At 75.0% G+C, this 21,409-nt stretch carries 17 protein-coding genes; 13 read left to right on the top strand and 4 right to left on the bottom strand.

Annotated elements, in window-relative coordinates; all coding sequences use genetic code 11:
* Nucleotides 1–7: 7 nt before the first annotated feature.
* The 5 genes from ABZ719_RS05205 to ABZ719_RS05185 are packed head-to-tail and all read left to right on the top strand — an operon-like array spanning nt 8 to nt 6,055.
* Complete coding sequence (locus ABZ719_RS05205) at nt 8–1,912, top strand: biotin carboxylase N-terminal domain-containing protein (protein ID WP_366723860.1); 1,905 nt, start codon at nt 8–10, stop codon at nt 1,910–1,912.
* A complete protein-coding gene (locus ABZ719_RS05200; RefSeq protein ID WP_366723859.1) occupies nt 1,909–3,072 on the top strand; it encodes an acyl-CoA dehydrogenase family protein in 1,164 nt (387 codons plus the stop codon). Before ABZ719_RS05205 ends, ABZ719_RS05200 begins: the two co-directional genes overlap by 4 nt.
* Nucleotides 3,073–3,121: 49 nt before the next feature.
* Nucleotides 3,122–4,690, top strand: coding sequence for a 4-coumarate--CoA ligase family protein (locus ABZ719_RS05195; RefSeq protein WP_366723858.1), 1,569 nt, complete (start codon nt 3,122–3,124; stop codon nt 4,688–4,690).
* Nucleotides 4,687–5,436 carry an enoyl-CoA hydratase family protein gene (locus tag ABZ719_RS05190; RefSeq protein ID WP_366723857.1) on the top strand — a complete coding sequence of 250 codons (750 nt, stop codon included), beginning with the start codon at nt 4,687–4,689 and terminating at the stop codon, nt 5,434–5,436. The genes ABZ719_RS05195 and ABZ719_RS05190 overlap by 4 nt, the downstream gene beginning before the upstream one ends.
* Before the next feature lie 19 nt (nt 5,437–5,455).
* Complete coding sequence (locus ABZ719_RS05185) at nt 5,456–6,055, top strand: TetR/AcrR family transcriptional regulator (protein ID WP_366723856.1); 600 nt, start codon at nt 5,456–5,458, stop codon at nt 6,053–6,055.
* 161 nt (nt 6,056–6,216) lie between these two features.
* Here the strand turns inward: ABZ719_RS05185 and ABZ719_RS05180 are convergent, their stop codons facing one another.
* On the bottom strand, nt 6,217–7,317 hold the full coding sequence (locus ABZ719_RS05180) for a citrate synthase 2 (protein ID WP_366723855.1): 1,101 nt from the start codon (nt 7,315–7,317) through the stop codon (nt 6,217–6,219).
* Nucleotides 7,318–7,604: 287 nt separating this feature from the next.
* Here ABZ719_RS05180 and pdxH point away from each other — a divergent pair, with 287 nt between their 5' ends.
* The 6 genes from pdxH (at nt 7,605) to ABZ719_RS05150 (ending at nt 14,052) form a co-directional block, all read left to right on the top strand.
* Nucleotides 7,605–8,282 (top strand): pyridoxamine 5'-phosphate oxidase, encoded by a 678-nt coding sequence (gene pdxH, locus ABZ719_RS05175; protein ID WP_366723854.1) that lies wholly within the window; start codon nt 7,605–7,607, stop codon nt 8,280–8,282.
* A gap of 128 nt (nt 8,283–8,410) precedes the next feature.
* The gene (locus ABZ719_RS05170) at nt 8,411–9,166 is read left to right on the top strand and encodes an SIS domain-containing protein (protein ID WP_366723853.1); all 756 of its coding nucleotides are present in this window, start codon (nt 8,411–8,413) and stop codon (nt 9,164–9,166) included.
* A 59-nt stretch (nt 9,167–9,225) separates the two neighbouring features.
* A complete protein-coding gene (locus ABZ719_RS05165) occupies nt 9,226–9,690 on the top strand; it encodes a GNAT family N-acetyltransferase (RefSeq protein WP_366723852.1) in 465 nt (154 codons plus the stop codon).
* Nucleotides 9,691–9,835: 145 nt separating this feature from the next.
* Nucleotides 9,836–11,314, top strand: a complete 1,479-nt coding sequence (locus tag ABZ719_RS05160; RefSeq protein WP_366724023.1) for a PAS domain-containing protein — start codon at nt 9,836–9,838, stop codon at nt 11,312–11,314.
* Nucleotides 11,315–11,823: 509 nt separating this feature from the next.
* Complete coding sequence (locus ABZ719_RS05155; protein ID WP_366723851.1) at nt 11,824–12,516, top strand: metal-dependent transcriptional regulator; 693 nt, start codon at nt 11,824–11,826, stop codon at nt 12,514–12,516.
* Nucleotides 12,517–13,098: 582 nt separating this feature from the next.
* Nucleotides 13,099–14,052 carry an alpha/beta hydrolase gene (locus ABZ719_RS05150; protein ID WP_366723850.1) on the top strand — a complete coding sequence of 318 codons (954 nt, stop codon included), beginning with the start codon at nt 13,099–13,101 and terminating at the stop codon, nt 14,050–14,052.
* Nucleotides 14,053–14,203: 151 nt separating this feature from the next.
* Here ABZ719_RS05150 and ABZ719_RS05145 read toward each other — a convergent pair whose 3' ends face one another.
* From ABZ719_RS05145 to ABZ719_RS05135, 3 genes are read right to left on the bottom strand one after another with little or no spacing between them, the layout of a single operon-like run.
* Entirely contained in the window at nt 14,204–15,808 is a 1,605-nt protein-coding gene (locus ABZ719_RS05145; protein WP_366723849.1) for a transporter, read from the bottom strand.
* Entirely contained in the window at nt 15,805–16,599 is a 795-nt protein-coding gene (locus tag ABZ719_RS05140; RefSeq protein WP_366724022.1) for an ABC transporter ATP-binding protein, read from the bottom strand. Before ABZ719_RS05140 ends, ABZ719_RS05145 begins: the two co-directional genes overlap by 4 nt.
* A gap of 40 nt (nt 16,600–16,639) precedes the next feature.
* Nucleotides 16,640–17,305, bottom strand: coding sequence for a bifunctional DNA primase/polymerase (locus tag ABZ719_RS05135; RefSeq protein WP_366723848.1), 666 nt, complete (start codon nt 17,303–17,305; stop codon nt 16,640–16,642).
* A gap of 622 nt (nt 17,306–17,927) precedes the next feature.
* Between ABZ719_RS05135 and ABZ719_RS05130 the strand changes: the two genes are divergently transcribed.
* Complete coding sequence (locus tag ABZ719_RS05130) at nt 17,928–19,313, top strand: transcriptional regulator (RefSeq protein WP_366723847.1); 1,386 nt, start codon at nt 17,928–17,930, stop codon at nt 19,311–19,313.
* Between the two features lie 158 nt (nt 19,314–19,471).
* Entirely contained in the window at nt 19,472–21,343 is a 1,872-nt protein-coding gene (locus tag ABZ719_RS05125) for a hypothetical protein (protein ID WP_366723846.1), read from the top strand.
* The last annotated feature ends 66 nt before the right edge of the window (nt 21,344–21,409 follow it).

Here is a 21,409-nt window from a genome sequence, read left to right as displayed (position 1 = left end):
GGAATCCGTGATCAAGAACCTGCTCGTCGCCAACCGGGGCGAGATCGCCTGCCGTGTCTTCCGCACCTGCCGCACGCTGGGCATCGGCACGGTCGCGGTGCACTCGGACGCCGACGCGGACGCGCTGCACGCGCGCGTGGCCGACGCTGCCGTACGCCTGCCGGGTGACACGCCCGCCGAGACGTACCTGCGCGGCGACCTGGTCGTGAAGGCGGCCGTCGCGGCCGGCGCGGACGCCGTGCACCCCGGCTACGGCTTCCTGTCGGAGAACGCCGGCTTCGCCCGTGCCGTCCTGGACGCGGGCCTGGTGTGGGTCGGGCCGCCGCCCGGCGCCATCGAGGCCATGGCGTCCAAGACCCGCGCCAAGCGGCTCATGGGCATCGCGCCCCTGGAGGACGTCACCGCGGCCGACCTGCCCGTCCTGGTGAAGGCGGCGGCGGGCGGTGGCGGGCGCGGGATGCGGATCGTACGGCGCCTGGAGGACCTGGAGGCCGCGCTGGCCGCCGCGCGCGCGGAGGCGGCGAGCGCGTTCGGTGACGGGGAGGTGTTCGTCGAGCCGTACCTGGAGAACGGCCGCCACGTGGAGGTGCAGGTCCTCGCCGACACCCAGGGCACCGTGTGGGCGCTCGGGACCCGGGACTGCTCGCTCCAGCGGCGCCACCAGAAGGTCGTCGAGGAGGCTCCCGCGCCCGGTCTCACGGACGGCCTCGCACGGGAGCTGGCCGAACTGGCGGTGCGGGCGGCGCGCGCGGTGGGCTACACCGGCGCCGGGACCGTGGAGTTCCTGGTGGCCGGCGGCCGGGCGCACTTCCTGGAGATGAACACCCGCCTCCAGGTCGAACACCCGGTGACCGAGGCGGTGTTCGGCATCGACCTGGTCGCCGAGCAGATCCGGGTCGCCGAGGGCCACGCGCTGGAGGGCGCTCCTCCGCGCGCGCGGGGACACGCGGTCGAGGCCCGCCTCTACGCCGAGGACCCGGCCCGCGACTGGGCCCCGCAGACCGGCACGCTGCACCGCCTGGCCGTCCCGGACGGTGTCCGCCTGGACACCGGTTACAGCGACGGCGACACCATCGGCGTGCACTACGACCCGATGATCGCCAAGGTCGTCGCACACGCCCCCACGCGCGCGGAGGCCGTCCGCAAGCTCGCGGGCGCGCTGGAGCGGGCCACCGTCCACGGCCCGGTCACCAACCGGGACCTGCTCGTCCGCTCCCTGCGGCACGAGGAGTTCACGCGGGGCCGGATGGACACCGGCTTCTACGACCGTCACCTCGCGGCGCTCACCGAGCCCGTCCGCGACCCCCGCGCCCCGCTGGCCGCGGCGCTCGCCGACGCCTGCGGCCGTTCCCGGTTCGGCGGCTGGCGCAACGTTCCCTCGCAGCCGCAGTCCAAGCGGTACCTGATGGCGGGTGAGGAGCACGAGGCGCGCTACCGGCACACCCGCGCGGGGCTCGCCGCCGAGGACGAGGGGGTGCGGGTCGTGCACGCGGACGCGTGCCGGGTCGTCCTGGAGGCGGACGGTGTGCGGCGCACGTACGAGGTCGCGCGGTACGGGGACCGGGTGCACGTGGGCGGCATCGCGCTGACCGCCCTGCCCCGCTTCCCCGACCCGGCCCTCCAGCGCGCCCCCGGGTCCCTGCTCGCCCCCATGCCCGGCACCGTCGTCCGCCTCGCCGACGCGGTGGCCGAGGGAGCGGCGGTACGGGCCGGCCAGCCCCTGCTGTGGCTGGAGGCCATGAAGATGGAACACAGGATCACCGCGCCCGTCACCGGGACGCTCACGGCCCTGCACGCGACCGCCGGGCAGCAGGTCGAGCCCGGCATGCTGCTGGCGGTGGTGCGGCCGGCCCAGGGGCACGGGGAACAGCGCGAGCAACCACCGTCACCTCGCACCCGGGAGACCGCATGAGCCCCGTCGTCGAATCCGAGGAACACAAGGACCTGCGCGCGGCCGTCGCCGCACTGGGCCGGCGCTACGGCCGCGCCTACCTCACCCGCACCGTCGCCGAGGGCCGCCACCCCGCGGAACTGTGGGCGGAGGCCGGCAAGCTCGGCTACCTCGGCGTCAACCTGCCCGAGGCGTACGGCGGCGGGGGCGGCGGCGTCGCCGAACTCTCCATCGTCCTGGAGGAGCTGGGCGCGGCCGGGGCGCCGCTGCTGATGCTCGTCGTCTCGCCCGCCATCTGCGGCACCGTCATCGCCCGTTTCGGCACCGAGGAGCAGAAGCGGGCCTGGCTGCCGGGGCTCGCCGACGGCAGCCGCACGATGGCCTTCGGCATCACCGAGCCCGACGCCGGGTCCAACTCCCACCGCATCACCACCACCGCGCGCCGCGACGGCGGGGGAGACTGGCTGCTCACCGGCCGCAAGGTGTTCATCTCCGGGGTGGACATCGCGGACGCGGTGCTGATCGTCGGCCGTACCGAGGACGCCCGCACCGGACGCCTCAAGCCGTGCCTGTTCATCGTCCCGCCGGACGCCGAGGGCTTCCGGCGGCGCCCCATCGACATGGAACTGCACGCGGCCGAGAAGCAGTTCGAGCTGGTCCTGGAGGACGTACGGCTGCCCGCCGGCGCGCTCGTCGGCGACGAGGACGCGGGCCTGCTCCAGCTCTTCGCCGGACTCAACCCCGAACGCATCATGACGGCCGCCTTCGCGATCGGCATGGGCCGCTACGCGCTGGAGCGGGCCCTGGAGTACGCGCGGGAACGCTCCGTGTGGAAGACGCCCATCGGCGCCCACCAGGCCATCGCCCACCCGCTCGCCCAGGCCCACATCGACCTCGAACTGGCCCGTCTGATGATGCAGAAGGCGGCCCACCTGTACGACGCCGGGGACGACGCCGGGGCCGGGGAGGCCGCCAACATGGCGAAGTACGCGGCCGGGGAGGCCTGCGTGAGGGCCGTCGACCAGGCCGTGCACACCCTCGGCGGCAACGGCCTCACCCGCGAGTTCGGGCTCGCCTCCCTGATCACGGCCGCGCGCGTGGCCCGTATCGCCCCGGTCAGCCGGGAGATGATCCTCAACTACGTCTCCCACCAGAGCCTGGGCCTGCCCAAGTCGTACTGAGCCGCACCGATCCGCAGCGACCCCGCCGCCGGCGGGGCGAGGAGGAACCGTGTTCCGTAGCGCGTACGCAGACGTCCCGGCTGTAGAACTGCCCATCCACGAGGCCGTGCTGGGGCACGCCGCCGACTTCGGCGACACGCCCGCGCTGATCGACGGCACGGACGGCACCACCCTCACCTACGCCCAGGTGGACCGCTTCCACCGGCGCGTGGCCGCCGCGCTCGCCGGGGCGGGCGTGCGCAAGGGCGACGTCCTCGCCCTGCACAGCCCGAACACGATCGCCTACCCGGTCGCCTTCTACGCGGCCACCCGCGCGGGTGCCTCGGTCACCACCGTGCACCCGCTCGCCACGCCCGAGGAGTTCGCCAGGCAGCTGCGGGACTCGGCGACCCGCTGGATCGTCACCGTCTCGCCGCTGCTGGAGGCGGCCCGCCGGGCGGCCGCGCTGGCGGGCGGCGTCCGGGAGATCTTCGTCTGCGACAGCGCCCCCGGGCACCGGTCGCTGCTCGGCATGCTGGAGAGCACCGCACCCGACCCGGCCGTGCCCGTCGACCCGGCCGAGGACGTCGCCGTGCTGCCGTACTCCTCGGGCACGACCGGCACCCCCAAGGGCGTGATGCTCACCCACCGGCAGATCGCCACCAACCTCGCGCAGCTGGAACCGGCGATCACCGTCGGCCCCGGCGACCGCATCCTCGCCGTGCTGCCGTTCTTCCACATCTACGGGCTCACCGCCCTGATGAACGCGCCGCTGCGCAAGGGCGCCACGGTCGTCGTCCTGCCCCGCTTCGAACCGGACACCTTCCTCGCCGCCGTGCAGAACCACCGCATCGGCATCCTGTACGCCGCCCCGCCGATCGTGCTCGCCCTCGCCAGGCACCCCTCGGTCGACCACCACGACCTGTCCTCGCTGCGGTACGTCATCAGCGCGGCGGCCCCGCTGGACGCCCGCCTGGCCGAGGCCTGCTCCCGGCGCCTGGGCCTGCCGCCCCTCGGGCAGGCCTACGGCATGACGGAACTGTCCCCGGCCACCCACGTCGTCCCGCCCGCCGCCCTGCACGAGGCACCCGCCGGCACCGTCGGCAGACTCATCGCCGGCACCGAGATGCGGATCGTCTCCCTGGAGGACCCCGGCCGGGACCTCGGCCCCGGCGAACCCGGCGAGATCCTCATCCGCGGTCCGCAGGTCATGAAGGGCTACCTGGGGCGGCCGGACGCCACCACCGCGCTGATCGACGGCGACGGCTGGCTGCACACCGGGGACGTCGGCCAGGTGGACGACGACGGCTGGCTGTTCGTCGTCGACCGCGTCAAGGAACTCATCAAGTACAAGGGCTTCCAGGTGGCCCCCGCCGAACTGGAGGCCCTGCTGCTCACCCACCCGGGCATCGCCGACGCCGCCGTCGTCGGCGCCCGCGACGACGACGGCAACGAGATCCCGCACGCCCACGTGGTGCGCCAGGCGTCGGCCGCGGACCTCTGCGCCCAAGAGGTCATGGCGTACGTCGCCGAGCGCGTCGCCCCCTACAAGCGCGTCCGCCGCGTCACCTTCACCGACACCGTGCCGCGGGCCGCCTCCGGCAAGATCCTGCGGCGACAGCTCAGGGACCGCCCGTGACCACCCCCACCGCCCCGCTGATCGGCCGCGGCCGCACCCGCGGGATCGAGACGCTCAGCCTCGACTCCCCGGGCACCCGCAACGCCCTGTCCGCGGCCCTCGTCGCCGCACTGGCCGCCGCGCTCACCGAGTGCGGCGAGGACCCCGGTGTCCGCGCCGTCGTCCTCACCCACACCGGCAACACCTTCAGCGCGGGCGCCGACCTGCGCGACCCGCCCCGTCCGGAGGCGCTGACCGGCCTGCTGCGGCAGGTCGTCGCCCTGCCCAAGCCGGTCCTCGCCCGCGTCACCGGGCACGTGCGCGCGGGCGGCCTCGGGCTGCTCGCGGCCTGCGACATCGCCGTCGCCTCGCACCGGGCGACCTTCGCGTTCACGGAGGTGCGCATCGGGGTGGCGCCCGCCGTCATCTCCCTGCCGCTGCTGCCGCGCACCGACCCGCGCGCGCTGGCCCGCCACTACCTCACCGGCGAACGCTTCGATGCGGCCGAGGCGGTGCGCACCGGCCTGCTCACGGCGGCCGGGGACGACGCCGACGCCGTCCTCGCACCCATGCTCGACGGCCTGCGCCGGTCGGCCCCCGACGCCCTGGCCGCGACGAAAGGGCTGCTCACGGCTAAGGTGCTGGAGACCTTCGACCGGGACGCGGCCGGCCTGACCGCGCTCTCGGCCCGGCTGTTCGCCTCCGCCCAGGCCCGGGAGGGGATGACGGCCTTCCTCGAACGACGGGATGCCGAATGGGTGCTGTGAGAGCGGCGGTGAGCACGCCATGGGCGTGACGGCGGCGGACCGCGCCCCCAAACAGGACCGCAGCCGGGCCACCCGGCAGCGTCTCCTGCAGGCGGCCGTCGCCTGCCTCGCCGAACGCGGCTGGGCCGGCTCCACGGTCTCGGTCGTCGCCGAGCGCGCCGGTGTCTCCCGCGGCGCGGCCCAGCACCACTTCCCCACCCGCGAGGACCTGTTCACGGCCGCCGTCGAGTACGTCGCCGAGGAACGCTCCACCGCCCTGCGCGCCCTCTTCCCCGAGGGCGCGCAGGGCGACCGGCGCGCCGTCGTGCGGGCCCTCGTGGACCTCTACACCGGCCCCCTCTTCCGCGCCGCCCTCCACCTGTGGGTCGCCGCCTCCAACGAGGACCAGCTCGGCGCGCGCGTCACCGAGCTGGAGGCGCGGGTCGGCCGCGAGACCCACCGCATCGCCGTGGACCTGCTCGGCGCCGACGAGAGCCGCCCCGGCACCCGCGAGACCGTGCAGGGCTTCCTCGACATGGCCCGCGGCCTGGGCCTGGCCAACCTGCTCACCGACGACGCGGCCCGCCGCGAGCGCGTCGTCGCCCAGTGGGCGGTCGTCCTGGACCAGGCACTGGGCTGAGAGCCGCGGACGGAACGGAAAGTCCGGTCGGCTCGCGGCGCCAGCGTGCGGGCCGGGCGTCGCGAGCTGGGCGCGGCGCTTGGTCCGCGGCTGCGAGGGCGACCGCCGGCACGCCGTGTCCCGGAAGCCCCGCCCGCCCCACGACAGGCGGGGCCGGGGCCTCAGTGCGCGATGGCGTCGTACCCCTCGACCTCGCGCGGGCTGCGCGGGCCGGGGCCGATGTAGCGGGCGGAGGGGCGCACCAGGCGGCCGGTCCGCTTCTGCTCCAGGATGTGCGCCGACCAGCCCGCCGTGCGCGCGCAGGTGAACATCGACGTGAACATGTGCGCCGGCACCTCGGCGAAGTCCAGCATGATCGCCGCCCAGAACTCGACGTTCGTGGCCAGCACCCGGTCCGGACGGCGGTTGTGCAGCTCCTCCAGCGCGGCCTTCTCCAGCGCCTCGGCCACCTCGTAGCGCGGGGCGCCCAGTTCCCGGGCGGTGCGGCGCAGCACCCGCGCGCGCGGGTCCTCGGCCCGGTAGACGCGGTGGCCGAAGCCCATCAGCCGCTCGCCGCGGTCCAGGGTGCGCTTCACGTATCCGGCCGCGTCCCCGGTGCGCTCGATCTCCTCGATCATGCCGAGCACCCGGGAGGGGGCGCCGCCGTGCAGCGGGCCGGACATCGCGCCCACCGCGCCCGAGAGGGCGGCGGCCACGTCCGCGCCGGTGGAGGCGATGACGCGGGCGGTGAAGGTGGAGGCGTTCATGCCGTGCTCGGCGGCGGAGGACCAGTAGGCGTCCACGGCCGCCACGTGCCGCGGGTCGGGCTCGCCCCGCCAGCGGATCATGAAGCGCTCGGTGATGGAGGTGGCCTTGTCGATCTCGCTCTGCGGGACCATGGGCAGGCCCTGGCCGCGCGCCGACTGGGCGACGTAGGAGAGTGCCATGACGGCCGCCCGCGCCAGGTCCTCACGGGCCTGCCCGGCGTCGATGTCCAGCAGCGGTTTCAGGCCCCACACCGGGGCGAGCATGGCCAGCGCGGACTGGACGTCCACCCGGATGTCACCCGAGTGCACGGGGATGGGGAACGGCTCGGCGGGCGGCAGGCCGGGGTTGAAGGCGCCGTCGACGAGGAGCCCCCACACGTTGCCGAAGGAGACGTGACCGACGAGGTCCTCGATGTCGACGCCCCGGTACCGCAGCGCGCCGCCCTCCTTGTCGGGTTCGGCGATCTCCGTCTCGAACGCGACGACTCCCTCGAGTCCGGGTACGAAGTCGGACATCAGGCGGCTCCTCGTGGTCTGTGCGACAGATGGTGCGACAAAGACGACGACCAGGTGTCGGAGGTCGGATGTGGGGCGCCGTACGGATCCGCGGTCGCGTGGCGATGACTCGCGGTCCGGGGCGGTCATCCCTGTCATGCCCCGTGCGGTCCGCGGCCACCCCACCGGGTCGGCAACAGCACGATATCCCTGAGTGCCACCTTTGGGGAGAGAGTGCGGCACTGAGTGCCACGTCGTGACGAAGGACACTTCGCCGGTGCCCGTCACCCATACGGCAAGATGACCGCGTGACCGACCGAGAAGCCGGAGAAACCGCGCCGTTCGACCTCGCCGCCATGCGCAAGCACTACCGCGCCGAGGGCCTGACCGAGGCCGGCCTGGCCGGCACACCCGTGGCGCAGTTCGCCCGCTGGTTCCGGCAGGCCGCGGCCGAGGGACACCTCTTCGAACCCAACGCCATGATCGTCTCCACGGCGGACGCCGAAGGCCGCCCCAGCTCCCGCACGGTCCTGCTCAAGGGCTTCGACGAACAGGGCTTCGTCTTCTACACCAACTACGACTCCCGCAAGGCCCGCGACCTCGCCGAGAACCCGTACGTCTCCCTGCTGTTCCCCTGGCACCCCATGGCCCGGCAGGTCATCGTCCAGGGCGTCGCCCGCCGCACCGGGCGCGACGAGACCGCCGCCTACTTCCGCACCCGCCCGCACGGCTCCCAGCTCGGCGCCTGGGCCAGCGCCCAGTCCACTGTCATCGCCACCCGGGGCGTCCTCGACGCCTCCTGGGCCGAACTCGCCGCGCGCTACCCGGAGGGCGAGCAGGTCCCCGTCCCGCCCCACTGGGGCGGCTTCCGCGTCGCCCCGCGGTCCGTGGAGTTCTGGCAGGGCCGCGAGAACCGCCTCCACGACCGCCTGCGCTACGTCGCCGAGGCGGACGGCGGATGGCGGGTGGAGCGGCTGAGTCCCTGACCGCAGGGGAGCCGGCGGCCCCGCGACCGGCAGGGCGGCGTGCCCGGCGATGCCGTATTGACACCGCTGTGGTTCAGACCTCACCGTGATCCGCGACACGCAGCCACCCCCGAAGGGACGGACCTCGCATGAGCGACCGCACGCTGGCAGGCCAGTACTTCGACGCCGCCATCGGCCTCCTCCAGCGGGTCCGCGACGAGGAGGCCGACGCCGTCACGGCCGCCGGCACCCTGCTCGCCGACACGGTGGCCGACGGAGGGCGCCTGTTCGCCTTCGGCGCCGGCCACTCCTCCCTCGCCGCCCAGGACCTCGTCTACCGCGCCGGCGGTCTCGCCCTGGTGAACCTCCTGGCCGTCCCCGGCGCCGTCGGCGTCGACGTCGTGCCCGCCACCCTCGGCTCCGCGCTCGAACGCGTCGACGGCCTGGCCACCGCCGTCCTCGACACCTCCCCGCTGCGCGCGGGCGACGCCCTGGTGATCGTCTCCCTGTCCGGGCGCAACGCCCTCCCCGTCGAGATGGCCCTGCACGCGCGCGCGCTGGGTGTGCGCGTCATCGGCGTCACCTCGGTCGCCTACGCCACCGCGACCACCTCGCGGCACACCTCGGGAACCTTCCTCAAGGACCACTGCGACCTCGTCCTCGACTCCAAGATCGCCGTCGGCGACGCCGAACTCACCCTCGACACGGTCCCGGCGCCCTTCGCCCCCGCCTCCACCGTCGTCACCTCCGCGCTCCTCCAGGCGGTCGTCGCCACCGCCGCCGGCGTCCTCGCCGACCGCGGCGTCGAACCCCCGCTGCTGCGCTCCGGGAACGTGGACGGCGGCCACGAATGGAACGGCCGGATCTTCGACCGGTACGCGGACCGGATCTTCTACCGGCGCTGACGGCGGCGCCCGGCGCAAGGCGGTTGACCCGCGCGCCGCAGATGCGGTTCGCTGCCCCCGTGTCCGACGATCTTGGTCTCCGTATCGAACCCGTGAGCGGCGAAGCCATGCTCCGCGACGGGCGGCACGTGCACAACGTGATCGTGCCGCCCGCCGCGATGACCCTCGACGAGGTGCGCGAGCGGGCCGGCCGCTACCGCCTGGAGAACGCCTGCCTCGGCGCGACCCTCGCCGGCTGCTCCACCGTGCGCCCGCCCGCCGTTGAGGACGCGACGGCCACCGTGATCGCACGCGTGCTCCCCGGCCACCGGCGCACCGGCATCGGCACCGCCCTGTACGAGAGGGGCCTGGCACACGCGCGCGTGCTCGGCGCCCGGAGCGTGGAGACCGTCGTCCTGGCCGCGGGCGGCGACGGCGTACGCTTCGCCGCCGCCCGCGGCTTCACCGAGACCGAACGGTTCGTGCTGCCCGGCGAGACGGACGAGTGGGTCACCCTGCGGCTGACGCCGGCGCCGGCGCCGTGACCGGGAGGGACCCGGGATCTCCGTGGTGCAACGATTCCTGCAATCTTGGGGAACACGGTGTGTGCTGCATCACGTTCAAGTTGAATGATGGTCAGTGAGCGAACCGACGCGCCGTACGTGCGGACGCAGCCTGCAGGGGGTCCAGGTGAGTGCTTCCCGGCGTAGAGGAACCACCGACGAGCTGGGGCCGGACGAGCCCGAGCCGCGCCGGGACGGTCCCGGGGGACAGGACGTCCCCGACGGGCCCGACGGCTCGGACCTGCTCGCCGCCCTGCTCGACGGCATGGACGCCGCCCTGTGCGCCTTCGACGCGAAGGGCGTGGTCACCCACTGGAACCGTGAGGCCGAGCGGATCCTCGGCTGGAGCACCGCCGAAGCCGTCGGCCGGCACGGCTTCGCCGGGTGGGCCGTGCGCAGCGCCGACGCCGAGGAGGTCGAACGGCGCCTCATGTCCGCCATGCACGCCCCCGGCCGGCAGGTCCACGAGTTCGCCCTGCTCACCAAGGACGGCGGCCGTGTCCTCGTCCGCACCCAGTCCGCCGCCGTCCGCGGACCCGACGGATCGCCGGCGGGCCTGTACTGCGCCTTCAGCGAGGTGCACGCGCAGATCGACCTGGAACGCTCCATCGCCCTGAGCGAGGCGCTCTTCGAGGACGCCTCCTGGGGAGTCGTCCTGGTCGACGCCGACCTGCGCCCCGCCATCGTCAACGCGCACGCCGCCCGCGCCCTCGGCACCGGCCGCACCGCCCCGCTCGGCCGCCCCCTGGGCGAACTCCTCTCCCAGGGCGTGGAGGAACTGGAGAGCGTCCTCACCCACGTCCTGGCCGAGGGCGCGCCGCCCGCGCCCGCCGAGATCTGGGTGGGCGTGCGCACCCCGGAGGGCGAGCGGCGGCGCTGCTGGCGCAGCGGGTTCGTGCGGCTCGCCTCGCCCCTCGCCGAGGAACCGGTGCCCCTCGGTGTGGCCTGGCTCTTCGTCGACGTCACCGACTCCCGGCACACCGAGCAGGAGGCCTCGCTGCTGCGGTTCCGCACCAACCAGCTGCACCGCGCGGCCCGCGCCGCCGCGGAGTGCGACAGCCCCCTGGAAGCGGCCACCGTCCACCTCGACTTCGCGCTCGCCGGGTTCGCCGACCACGCCCTCGTCGACCGGGTGTGCCCCCCGGCGGGCGGTGGGCCGGCCGGCGCGGGGCCGGAACCGGCCGCGGGCGGGGACGGTCCGCCGGCGCCGCCGCGCCTGGTCCGCGTCACCGCCACTCCCACCGCGGGCCCCGGCCCCAGCCTGCCCGCCGCGGGCGCCGGGATCCCCGTCCGCTATGGCGAGGGGCACCCCGCCCTGCAGTGCATCGAGCGGACCGGATCCGTACGGGCCACCGCCGGCACGGCACCGGCCGAGCAGGCCCGCGAATGGGCCCTCGCGCGGCAGTGGCCGGCGGACACCGTGCACGCCCTGTGCGCGGTGCTGCGCAGCCGGGGCCGCACCCTGGGCGTGGTCACGTTCCTGCGCTCCCTGGGGCGCGCCCCCTTCGAGCGCGCCGACGCGGCCCACGCCGAGGACGTCGCCGTACGCATCGCGACCGCCCTGGACCTGGCGGACCTGCTGGAACCGGGGTCCGGACGGTCCTGAAAAAAAGCGGTTGATCGAGGGCCGGACGGTTCCTAGTGTGTGGGGTACACGAGAAGGGAGGTGGTTCGGCAGATGTATGGAAACCGGACGCGTGAGGTGGCTGCGGGCTAGCGGCCCGTCACCACACCCAGTGCGGTGCCGGATCAGCACGTCGAGACGTGTGCGGCCGGCCCAATCCCAAGCAGTCACCCGACCCGCGAGCTGCCGGTACGTCCGGCCGGCTTCTCCGCCGTCAGGCGGAGGGACCCAGCTCGCGGGTCGTCTGCGTGCGGGGGACGCGCCGCCCCGCTTCCCGTGACGACGGCACCCGGACTCCGCTCCGGCGGGGTCCCGCGTGCCCTTCGGCGGAGACCGGGGGGCCGTGCCGGTCGGTGGCCCGCGCCCGCTTCGGCCCGGGCCGTCGCGCGGAGCACTCCGGTTGTCAGTGGTATGCGTCAGAATTGAGTTCAGGGCCAGCGCACGCGCCGCGGAGTCGCAGGGCTTCCGGCAGAGGTAATCGAGGGGCACGTATGTCCGGACTGATCGACACCACGGAGATGTATCTCCGCACCATCCTCGAGCTGGAGGAGGAAGGCGTCGTCCCCATGCGCGCCCGGATCGCGGAGCGACTGGACCAGAGCGGGCCGACAGTGAGCCAGACGGTCGCGCGGATGGAGCGCGACGGACTCGTCTCGGTCGCCGCGGACCGGCACCTGGAGCTGACGGACGAGGGCCGCCGGCTGGCCACGCGCGTGATGCGCAAGCACCGGTTGGCGGAGTGTCTGCTGGTCGACGTGATCGGCCTGGAGTGGGAGCAGGTGCACGCCGAGGCGTGCCGCTGGGAGCACGTGATGAGCGAGGCGGTGGAGCGCCGGGTGCTGGAGCTGCTGCGGCATCCCACCGAGTCGCCGTACGGCAATCCGATCCCGGGCCTCGAGGAGCTGGGCGAGAAGGACGGCGCGGACCCGTTCCTGGACGCGGGGCTGGTGTCCCTGGCGGACCTGGATCCGGGTGCCGACGGGAAGACGGTCGTGGTGCGCCGGATCGGTGAGCCGATCCAGACGGACGCGCAGCTGATGTACACGCTGCGCCGGGCGGGCGTGCAGCCCGGCTCGGTGGTGAGCGTGACGGAATCGGCGGGCGGTGTCCTGGTGGGCAGCGGCGGTGAGGCGGCGGAGCTGGAGTCGGAGGTCGCCTCGCACGTCTTCGTCGCCAAGCGCTGACCCGGGGCGGCCGGCCGCCCGGCGGCGGACCGGCCGGACCAGGGCGGACGGGGCCGGACGGGGCCGGCGGGGCCGGTCTCCGGTGAACCGGTGGTGGCCGGTTCTCCCCTTGTTCTCTCCCACGGCCTCCCCTCGTGTTTTTCCGCGCGTCGCGGCGGAGCGCTCGCGCGCCGCGCGTGCGACGCTGGGACGGCGGTCCTGGCAGGCATATGACGCTCAGGGGTGGGGGAGGATGTGCCGCAGACAGGGAGAGGGCCCCGGCGCCGCACGGCGCCGGGGCCTGTCCTCCCCTGTGCGACCCGGAGCCCCGAGCTCTCAGGGTCGTCCCCCTCGGACCGCTTTTCCCCGAGTGGTCCGCCTCCCGTTGAAGATCTCCCCTCGGCGGCGGCGATCATTCCTTGTGGGGGGTCACTCGAACGAGGGGTGTTCGTGATGCAAGCGGCTTTTTCGAATGAGCATTCGATAATCTGGTGAGCGCCACACGGCTCCGGCAACGGCCGGCAAGAGCCGGGAACGGCCGGGCCCGGCCGGGAGCGGTGGCTGGGGCGGAGCCAGGTCAGAGCTAGGGGGTGCCGGGATCACATGGCGCGACGCATCGACGTGACCGGGGCGGGCGGCGTACGGCTGGCCGCCTGGGAGTTCGCCGAGCCCCCGAAGGGGCCGCCGTTCGTACCGGCCCAGGCCGGGGCGTACCGGCAGGACCTGCCGCAGCAGCTGCCGGGGCCGCCCGATCCGCCCGCCCCGGCGGACGGGGGCGCGGCCGGGCACGGTGCCGGGGTGCTCCTGCTCCACGGCCTCATGGGCCGGGCCTCGCACTGGGCGCCGACGGCCCGCTGGCTCTCCGAGCGGCACCGGGCCGTCGCTCTCGACCAGCGCGGCCACGGCCAGAGCGAGAAGCCCCCGCGGGCCGCCCACACCCGGCAGGCCTACGTCGAGGACGCCGAGGCGGCCGTGGAACAGCTCGGCCTCGGCCCGGTCGTCCTCGTGGGGCACGCCATGGGGGCGCTGACCGCCTGGCAGCTCGCCGCACACCGCCCCGACCTGGTGCGCGGCCTGGTCATCTGCGACATGCGGGCCTCCGCGCTGGGCGCGTCCTCCCAGCGCGAGTGGGAGGACTGGTTCAAGACCTGGCCGACGCCCTTCGCCACCCTGGCCGACGTCCGCAAGTGGTTCGGCGAGGACGATCCGTGGGTGGAGCGGCCGAACCCGGCGCGCGGCGCGTTCTACGCCGAGATCATGCAGGAGTGCGCCGACGGCTGGCGCCCCGTGTGCGAACCGGAGCAGATGCTCGCCTCCCGCGAGACCTGGGTCTACGACGCGCACTGGGAGGAGCTGGCCCAGGTGCGCTGCCCGGCCCTCGTCGTGCGCGGCCTCGACGGCGAACTGGGCCGGGCGGAGGCCCAGGAGATGGTCCGCGTCCTGCCGCGCGGCCAGTACGCGGAGGTCGCCGACGCCGGCCACCTCGTCCACTACGACCAGCCCGACGCCTGGCGGGCGGCCGTCGCCCCCTTCCTGGAGGCGGTCCTCACCTCGTGAACGTGCCGGCCCCCGCGGCACCGGCCGTCTCCCACGGCCGGGCGCAGGACGGGCGGTCCGGTCATGAGGCCCGCGCCGCCCGGCAGCCTCCTGGCCGGGCGGTCGGCTGTGGGGGCGGCCGGGTTCTCGGCGGGCGGGCGCCCGGGACGGGTCAGCCCTTGCTGACCGCTGCGAGGATCTCCGGGAGCCGGGTGGCCGCGCGGGGGGCGGCCAGGCGCAGGCCCACGAGGGTGATCGTGGCGCCGTAGGCCGCGCCCACCGGCAGGAGCAGCCAGCCCAGGCCGTCACCCCTCGCGCTGACGTTCGTCCAGATCGCCAGGGCGATGACGGGGGAGCACAGCAGGGCGGCGGCGAGCATGCCGCCGACGATGGCGATCCAGGCCAGCCCGGCCTGGCCCGGGGCGACGTTCTTGTGACCCTCCTGGGGGATGGAGTACGGGAAGCGGACCGACGCCCAGGCCCCGGTCGCCAGCATCGCGCCGAGCAGCGCGAAGGAGAGCCCGAGCACCTCGGGCAGCCGCGCCCGGTCGCCGACCAGCGCGGCCGTCAGCACCGTGACGAGGGTGGCGTAGGGCAGGGTCACGACCAGCAGGGCCAGGGCCCGGCCGCGCAGCTCCAGGTAGGCGTCGCGCGGGGAGGAGATGGTCAGCGCGACCATCCAGAACGCGGAGGTGTCCTGGCCGAACTGGTTGTACATCTGGACGCCGAGCATGCCGGCGGCGAAGCACGCCAGGTAGACCGAACCGGTGCCCTGGAGGGCGTTGAAGACCGGCACGATCAGGCCGATGGCCAGTGACGTCACCCAGGCCGCCTTCGTCTTCGGGTCGCGCAGGACGTAGCGCAGCGACCGCTCCGTCACGGTGCCCGTGCGGCCGTCCGGGAACAGCCGGGCCGGCCCGCCGCTCCGGGAGCGTGTGCGGCCGGCGTCGGGGGCCTGGACGGTGGAGGAGTCAGGGGTCGTCATCAGCCGGGTCAGGCTGCGCGACCACAGGCCCAGCAGGGCGGCCAGAGCGAGGGCGGTCAGGGCGAGCCGGGCGGCGGCGACACCGTAGGACCCTTCGCTGGCCGAGTCCACCGCGCCCACCGCCGACGCGGGCGGCACCCAGCGCAGGACGTCCGTCACCGGGTCGAGCCGGCCGAGCCCCGAGGAACCCAGGTGCTGCGCGCCGAAGTTGACCAACTGGGCCCCGATCGCGACGACGAGCCCGCTCAGCACGGCCAGGTCGCGCCCCTTGCGGCTGGTCAGCAGCCGGGTGTTGGCGGCGGCCACGGCCCGGGCGAGCGCCACGCACACCAGCAGAGCCAGGGCGACGGCGAGGACGGCGACGGCGTACGCCACCGCGCCGTGCGCCACCGAGATCACGCAGCCCACCAGCAGCAGCGCCGTGAACAGCGGCCCCACGCCGACCAGGGAGGCGGCGAGCAGCGCCCGGACGAGCGGCTGCGGGCGCAGCGGCAGCATGACCAGCCGGGTCGCATCCAGGGTCTCGTCGCCGCTGGGGAAGAACAGGGGCATCACCGCCCAGCCCAGGGCGAGCACGGCCGCGCTCAGCACGGCCACGGAGACGGCGTGCGGGTGGCCGCGCAGCACCGCGAACCCGGTCAGCTGCAGGGCGCCGAGGAGCAGCGCGAAGACGGCCGAGCCGAGGTACGCCGCGCGCCGCCCGCCGGACTGCCGCAGCCCGTTGCGCAGCAGGGACAGCTTCAGCCGCACCAGGACCGGCGTGAGGCCCTCCGGTGCGCCCTGCCCGCTCATCGGGCACCGCCGCCCAGCCAGTCGAGGTCCGAGCCGGCGTCGCGGCCCTGCGCGCCGACGAGTTCGAGGAAGGCCTGCTGGAGGGTCGGCGCGTCGCCGCGCACCTCGGCGAGCGGGCCGTGCGCGCGGATGCGGCCGGCGGCGAGCACGGCCACCCAGTCGCACAGCGACTCGACCAGTTCCATGACGTGCGAGGAGAACACGACGGTCGCGCCGGAGGCGGTGTACCGCTCCAGGACGCCCCGGATGGTCTGCGCGGAGACCGGGTCGACGCCCTCGAACGGCTCGTCCAGGAACAGCACTTCGGGATTGTGCAGCAGCGCCGCGGCGAGCCCGATCTTCTTGCGCATGCCGGTCGAGTAGTCGACGACCAGCTTGTGCTGGGCGCCGGCCAGGTCGAGCACGTCGAGCAGCTGCGTCGCCCGGCGCTCCGCCTCCGCGGCGGGCAGCCCGCGCAACCGGCCCGAATAGGAGAGCAGTTCGCGGCCCGAGAGCCGTTCGAAGAGCCGCAGCCCCTCCGGCAGGACACCGATCCGGGCCTTCACGGCGACCGGGTCCCGCCACACGTCGTGCCCGACGACCTCGACGGTGCCCTGGTCGGGCCGCAGCAGCCCGGTCACCATGGACAGCGTGGTCGTCTTCCCGGCTCCGTTCGGCCCGACGAGGCCGATGAACCGCCCGGCCGGCAACTCCAGATCGATCCCGGCCACGGCGACCTGCTGCCCGAACCGCTTCCACAGCCCCTGAATCCGTACGGCGCTGGTACTCACCACTGCTGCTCCCTCCGTCAGGAGGAACCCTATGGGGGAGCGGGGTTCCCTCTCCCTGCCGCTACCTGTCCCGGCCGCACGCGTACGCCAGCGCCGAGGCCAGCTCCTCCACGTCCGGCAGCCACCGGTTGGCCGGGGTGGGGCGGCAGGCCCACTGGACCGCTCCCCGCGATCCGTACCGGGTGGGCGGTGCGGCGATGTAGGCGCCCTCGCCGAGGGCGGTCAGGTCCAGCGAGCCGGGCGACCAGCCCAGCTTGCACACCAGGCCCGGGAGTTTGGCGCAGGCGCCGGGCAGCACGAGGAACTGCATCCGGCGCTCGGGGGTCAGGGTGACCGGCCCGAGGGTCAGCGCCATCCGTTCCAGCCGGGCCAGAGCGAGGAACCCGGCGGTCTCGGGGACGCAGAGCGCGTCGAAGGCGCGGCCGGTGGGCAGCAGGATCGACGCGGCCGGCTGCTTCTGCCACATCCGGCGCACGACGGTGGCGCTGCCGGTGGCCTGGGTCGCCCAGTCCTCGCGCGCGGGGTGTGCGCCGGGCGCGGCGCAGGCGGCGTCGCCGCAGGAGCAGCGCTGGGTGCCGTCCACGGCCTCCAGCCAGGTGCCGGGGAACACGTCCCAGTGACGCTCCTCGGCGTAGCGAACGGCCGTCTCCAGCAGGGAGTCTCCGCGCTGCTTGGGGATCTGACCGGCAGTCTGTGCGGCTTCGGTGCCCGGGATCGTCTTTTCCACGTTCCACTCAACTTCCGCGCCCACCTGGAGTTACGGGCGCGGCGGCCCGGTCCGCGGCGGCCCCGCGCGCGGGGAGGAGCACCCGGTCCCCGCCCGGGGCGCACGGGTGCATCCACGGGGGCGCGCGGGAGGGGCACCGGCAGGCGGGGGGTAGTGCTGTGTGGGGGGGGCGTTCAACGGGGACTCGCGGTGGGCACGTTCGGCGGGTGCGTCCACGGGGGGCGTCCGCGGGGGGTGTTCGGGCGGGGCGCTGCCGGTGACGGCCGGGCGGGAATGCTCGTGCGGGGATGTTCGTGCGGGATGTCGTGCCGGGGCGTCTCCGCGGAAGGTCCGTGCGGAGGTCTCCGCACGGTGGTGTCCGCGCGGAACGTCCGTGCGGGGGACGGCCCCGCGGGGGTGTCCGGGAGGGGGGATCGAGGGGGTCCGCTGCGCTTTTCGCTCCGTATGTTCCGGCAATCTTCGCATGTCCCGCATTTTCGTCATGTCCGTGGGGCATTGATCTTCACGGCAGGACAACTCCGCCGGGACACGGCGGGGTCCGGCCGCGCAGGACACGTCAACGTCGGTGCGTGGGCAGGGCACCGCAGCCACGCGAGCCGCCAGAAAGCAGGGGGTTTACGCCATGGCCGCCAGGCCTCTCGTCGCGCGGCAGCCGAACGAACGGCTGCAGGCGCTCATTCAGGAAGCGGGCTGTTCCAACGCCGGGCTGGCCCGCCGGGTCAACATGTGCGGCGCGGAGCACGGCCTCGACCTGCGGTACGACAAGACCTCCGTGGCGCGCTGGCTGCGCGGCCAGCAGCCGCGGGGGCGCGCCCCGGCGGTCATCGCCGAGGCACTGGGCCGCAAACTCGGCCGTACGGTCACGATCGACGAGATCGGCATGGCCAACGGCAAGAACCTCGCCTCGGGCGTGGGTCTCCAGTTCTCGCCGACGGTGGTGGGAGCCATCGAGCAGGTCTGCGAGCTGTGGCGCAGCGACGTGGGCCGCCGTGACTTCCTGTCCGGCTCCTCCGTCGCCGCCTCGGCGCTGGTGGAGCCGAGCCGCGACTGGCTGATCACCGCGCCTGACGGGCAGGTCGCGCGCTCGGCGGGCCCCCGCGTGGGGCAGTCGGACGTGGCGGCGGTACGGGCCATGACCCAGGCGCTGGTCGACCTGGACCACAGTTACGGCAGCGGGCACGTGCGCCCGGTGGTGGTGCACTACCTCAACAGTGTCGTCTCCGGCCTGCTGGCCGGGTCGTACCGGGAGGCGGTGGGCCGCGATCTCTTCGCCGCGGTGGCGCGGTTGACGGAACTGGCCGGATACATGGCCGTGGACACCGGGCAACCCGGCCTCGCCCAGCGGTACTACATCCAGGCGCTGCGGCTCGCCCAGGCGGCCGGGGACCGCGGCTACGGCGCCTATGTGCTGGCCGCCTCCATGAGTCACCTCGCCGCCCAGCTCGGAAACCCGCGGGAGATCGCCCAGTTGGCGCGGGCGGCGCAGGAGGGGGCGCGCGGGCGTGTGACCCCGCGCGCGGAGGCGATGTTCCACGCCGCGGAGGCGCGCGGGCACGCGCTGCTGGGGGACGCGCGGGCGGCGCAGGTGTCGTCCGGGCGCGCGGTGGGCGCGCTGGAGCGGGCCGCGGCGGACTCCGGGGACGACCCCGCCTGGATCGCGCACTTCGACGAGGCCTACCTGGCCGACGAGTTGGCGCACTGCCACCGGGACCTGGGGCAGGCGGAGACCGCCGCACGGTACGCGGAACAGGCGCTGGCGAACCATCCGGTGACGCGGGCCAGGCGCCGGGCCATCGGGTACGTGCTCCTCGCCACGGCGCAGGTGCAGCAGCGCGAGATCGAGCAGGCCTGCGCCACCGGTCTGAAGGCGGTGGACCTGCTGGAGACGCTGAGATCCAACCGGGGGGCCGAGTACCTGGAGGACTTCCAGCAGCGCCTCGATCCGTACCGGGACGAGGCGGTCGTCAGGGAGTTCGGGGCCAGGCTGGAGGTGCAGATGGCGGCCTGAGCGGCGTGCGGTGAGCCGGACCACAGCGCACCGCGCGCGGGTTCCGTCACCGGAGGGGCGGGGAAGGAGGCCGCGTCCTGTGCTGCGTAGCACCGGGCTCCAGGGACCCGGTAGCGTGAGCCGACGATTCCGCAAGTCCCCCATTCGTAGGAGTCCCGGTGACGCAGAGTGGACAGGGCGAGGAGCCCTCGGCGCGGCCCGCGCGCGAAGGCATCGTGCTGCCTTCCGACGGTGGGCAGCCCCTGCTGCCGGGCACGACGGGCGGGCCGGGCGGTCTGACACCCGCGCAGCCCGCCGGACAGGGCCCGGCCCACGCGCCGGCCGGTGGCCAGGCGTGGGGCCAGCCGTGGGGTCCGGGTGGGGAGCAGGCGCCGCCGCAGCAGTCAGGACAGGACTGGCAGGCGCCGCCCGCCCAGGCCTGGGGCGCCGCCCCGTCCCACCCGCAGACTCCGACGGGCCGGTGGGACGCCCAGGGACAGCCCGGCGGCCCCGGCGCGGCGGGCGCGGGCCCGCTTCCCCCGGAGGGTGCCCCGGCCCCGGCGTACGGCACCCAGGGCGGCGGCGCTCAGCCGCCGTACCAGCAGAACCAGGGGTTCCAGGTGGCGGGCCACGGGTTTCCGCCGCACCAGCAGGCGCACCAGCCCCACCAGCACCAGCACCAGTACCAGCCGCCGCAGCAGGGTGCCTCCGGGCAGGGGGCCCCGCTGCCCCCGGCGGGTCCGGGCCCCTACGGCACCCCGCCCTCCGGCGGCGCCCCGCTGCCGCCCGCGGGCCCGGCGCCCTACGGTCTTCCGGCCGCCCAGGGCGGCCGCGGGGCGCCCGCGGACGAGGGTGCGACCCAGTTCCTGCCGCCCGTCGCCGCCGCACCGGCGGACGAGGGGGCCACGCAGTTCCTGCCGCCGGTGGCCGCCGCGCCGGCGGACGAGGGCGCGACGCAGTACATACCGCCGGTGCCGGCGGGCGCCATGCCGCCGGAGACGTCCGGTGACCCCTCGACCCGGTTCCTGGGGCACGTGCCCCAGGGCGGCGGTGCGCCCGGCGCCGGGCCGGACGCCGAGGCCACCCAGTTCATCGCGCCGGTGGACGCCCAGGCGGGCGGGCCGGGGGCGCCGTACGGCGCGGGTCCCGGCGGCCCTGGCGGCCTCGGCGGTCCCGGTGGGCGGCAGACGCCCGCCGAGTTCGACAACCTCTTCCGCGACGGCGCGGGCGGCGGAGCGCCGGCCACCCAGCAGATACCGCGCTTCCAGCAGCCGTACGACGGCCGTCCGGGCCCCGGCGGCCGCGCCGGCGCCCCGCCCGTCCAGCCCGGCCCCGGGGGTGCCGGCGGTCCGGGGCAGCCGCAGTTCGCCGGGCAGCCGGCCACCGGGGGCGGGGACGGCGGCGGCCGCCGGACACGCTCGCGGGTTCCGCTGATCGCGGCCGTCGGCGTCGGCATCGTCGCCCTCGGCGTGGGCGCCGGTGCGCTGCTCAGCGGCGGCGGTGGCGGTGACAGTGGTCAGCACACCGACAAGGCCGCCAGCGTCTCCTCGGCCGCTCCGTCCACCGGCGGTGCCAGTTCGGCGCCCGCCGCGGACCCGGCCCGGCAGCAGGCCGTCGCGCTGGACAAGCTGCTGGCCGACAGCGGCAGCAGCCGCGCGTCCGTGATCAAGGCGGTGGCCGACGTCAAGGGGTGCGACAACCTCGGCGGGGCCGCCTCCGACCTGCGCGCCGCCGCCAAGCAGCGCGGCGAGCTGGTGACGCGGCTCGGGTCGCTGCCCGTGGACAAGCTGCCCGAACACGCCGCGCTGACCAGCGCGCTCACCAGCGCCTGGAAGGCGTCCCAGTCGGCCGACCAGCACTACGCGGCCTGGGCCGACCAGACGCACGGCAAGAAGGGGTGCCAGAAGGGCCACGCGCGCATCACCAGCCACGCCAAGGCCGGCAACCAGCAGAGCGGCGTGGCCAGCGCGCAGAAGGCCAAGGCCGCGCGGCTGTGGAACGCCATCGCGAAGAAGTACGGCCTCACCGAACGCCAGCCCACCCAGCTCTGAGCCCGGCCCGGCGCCGAGCCCGGTCCGGCTCTGGTTCCGGCCCTACGGGGGCCCCGACCCGACTTC

Origin of the sequence: Streptomyces sp. NPDC006743 (genome assembly GCF_040703815.1) — a bacterium.
Taxonomy (GTDB): domain Bacteria; phylum Actinomycetota; class Actinomycetes; order Streptomycetales; family Streptomycetaceae; genus Streptomyces.
Note: the sequence above shows the minus strand (reverse complement) of the source record. Positions and strands in the feature narration are given on the sequence as shown.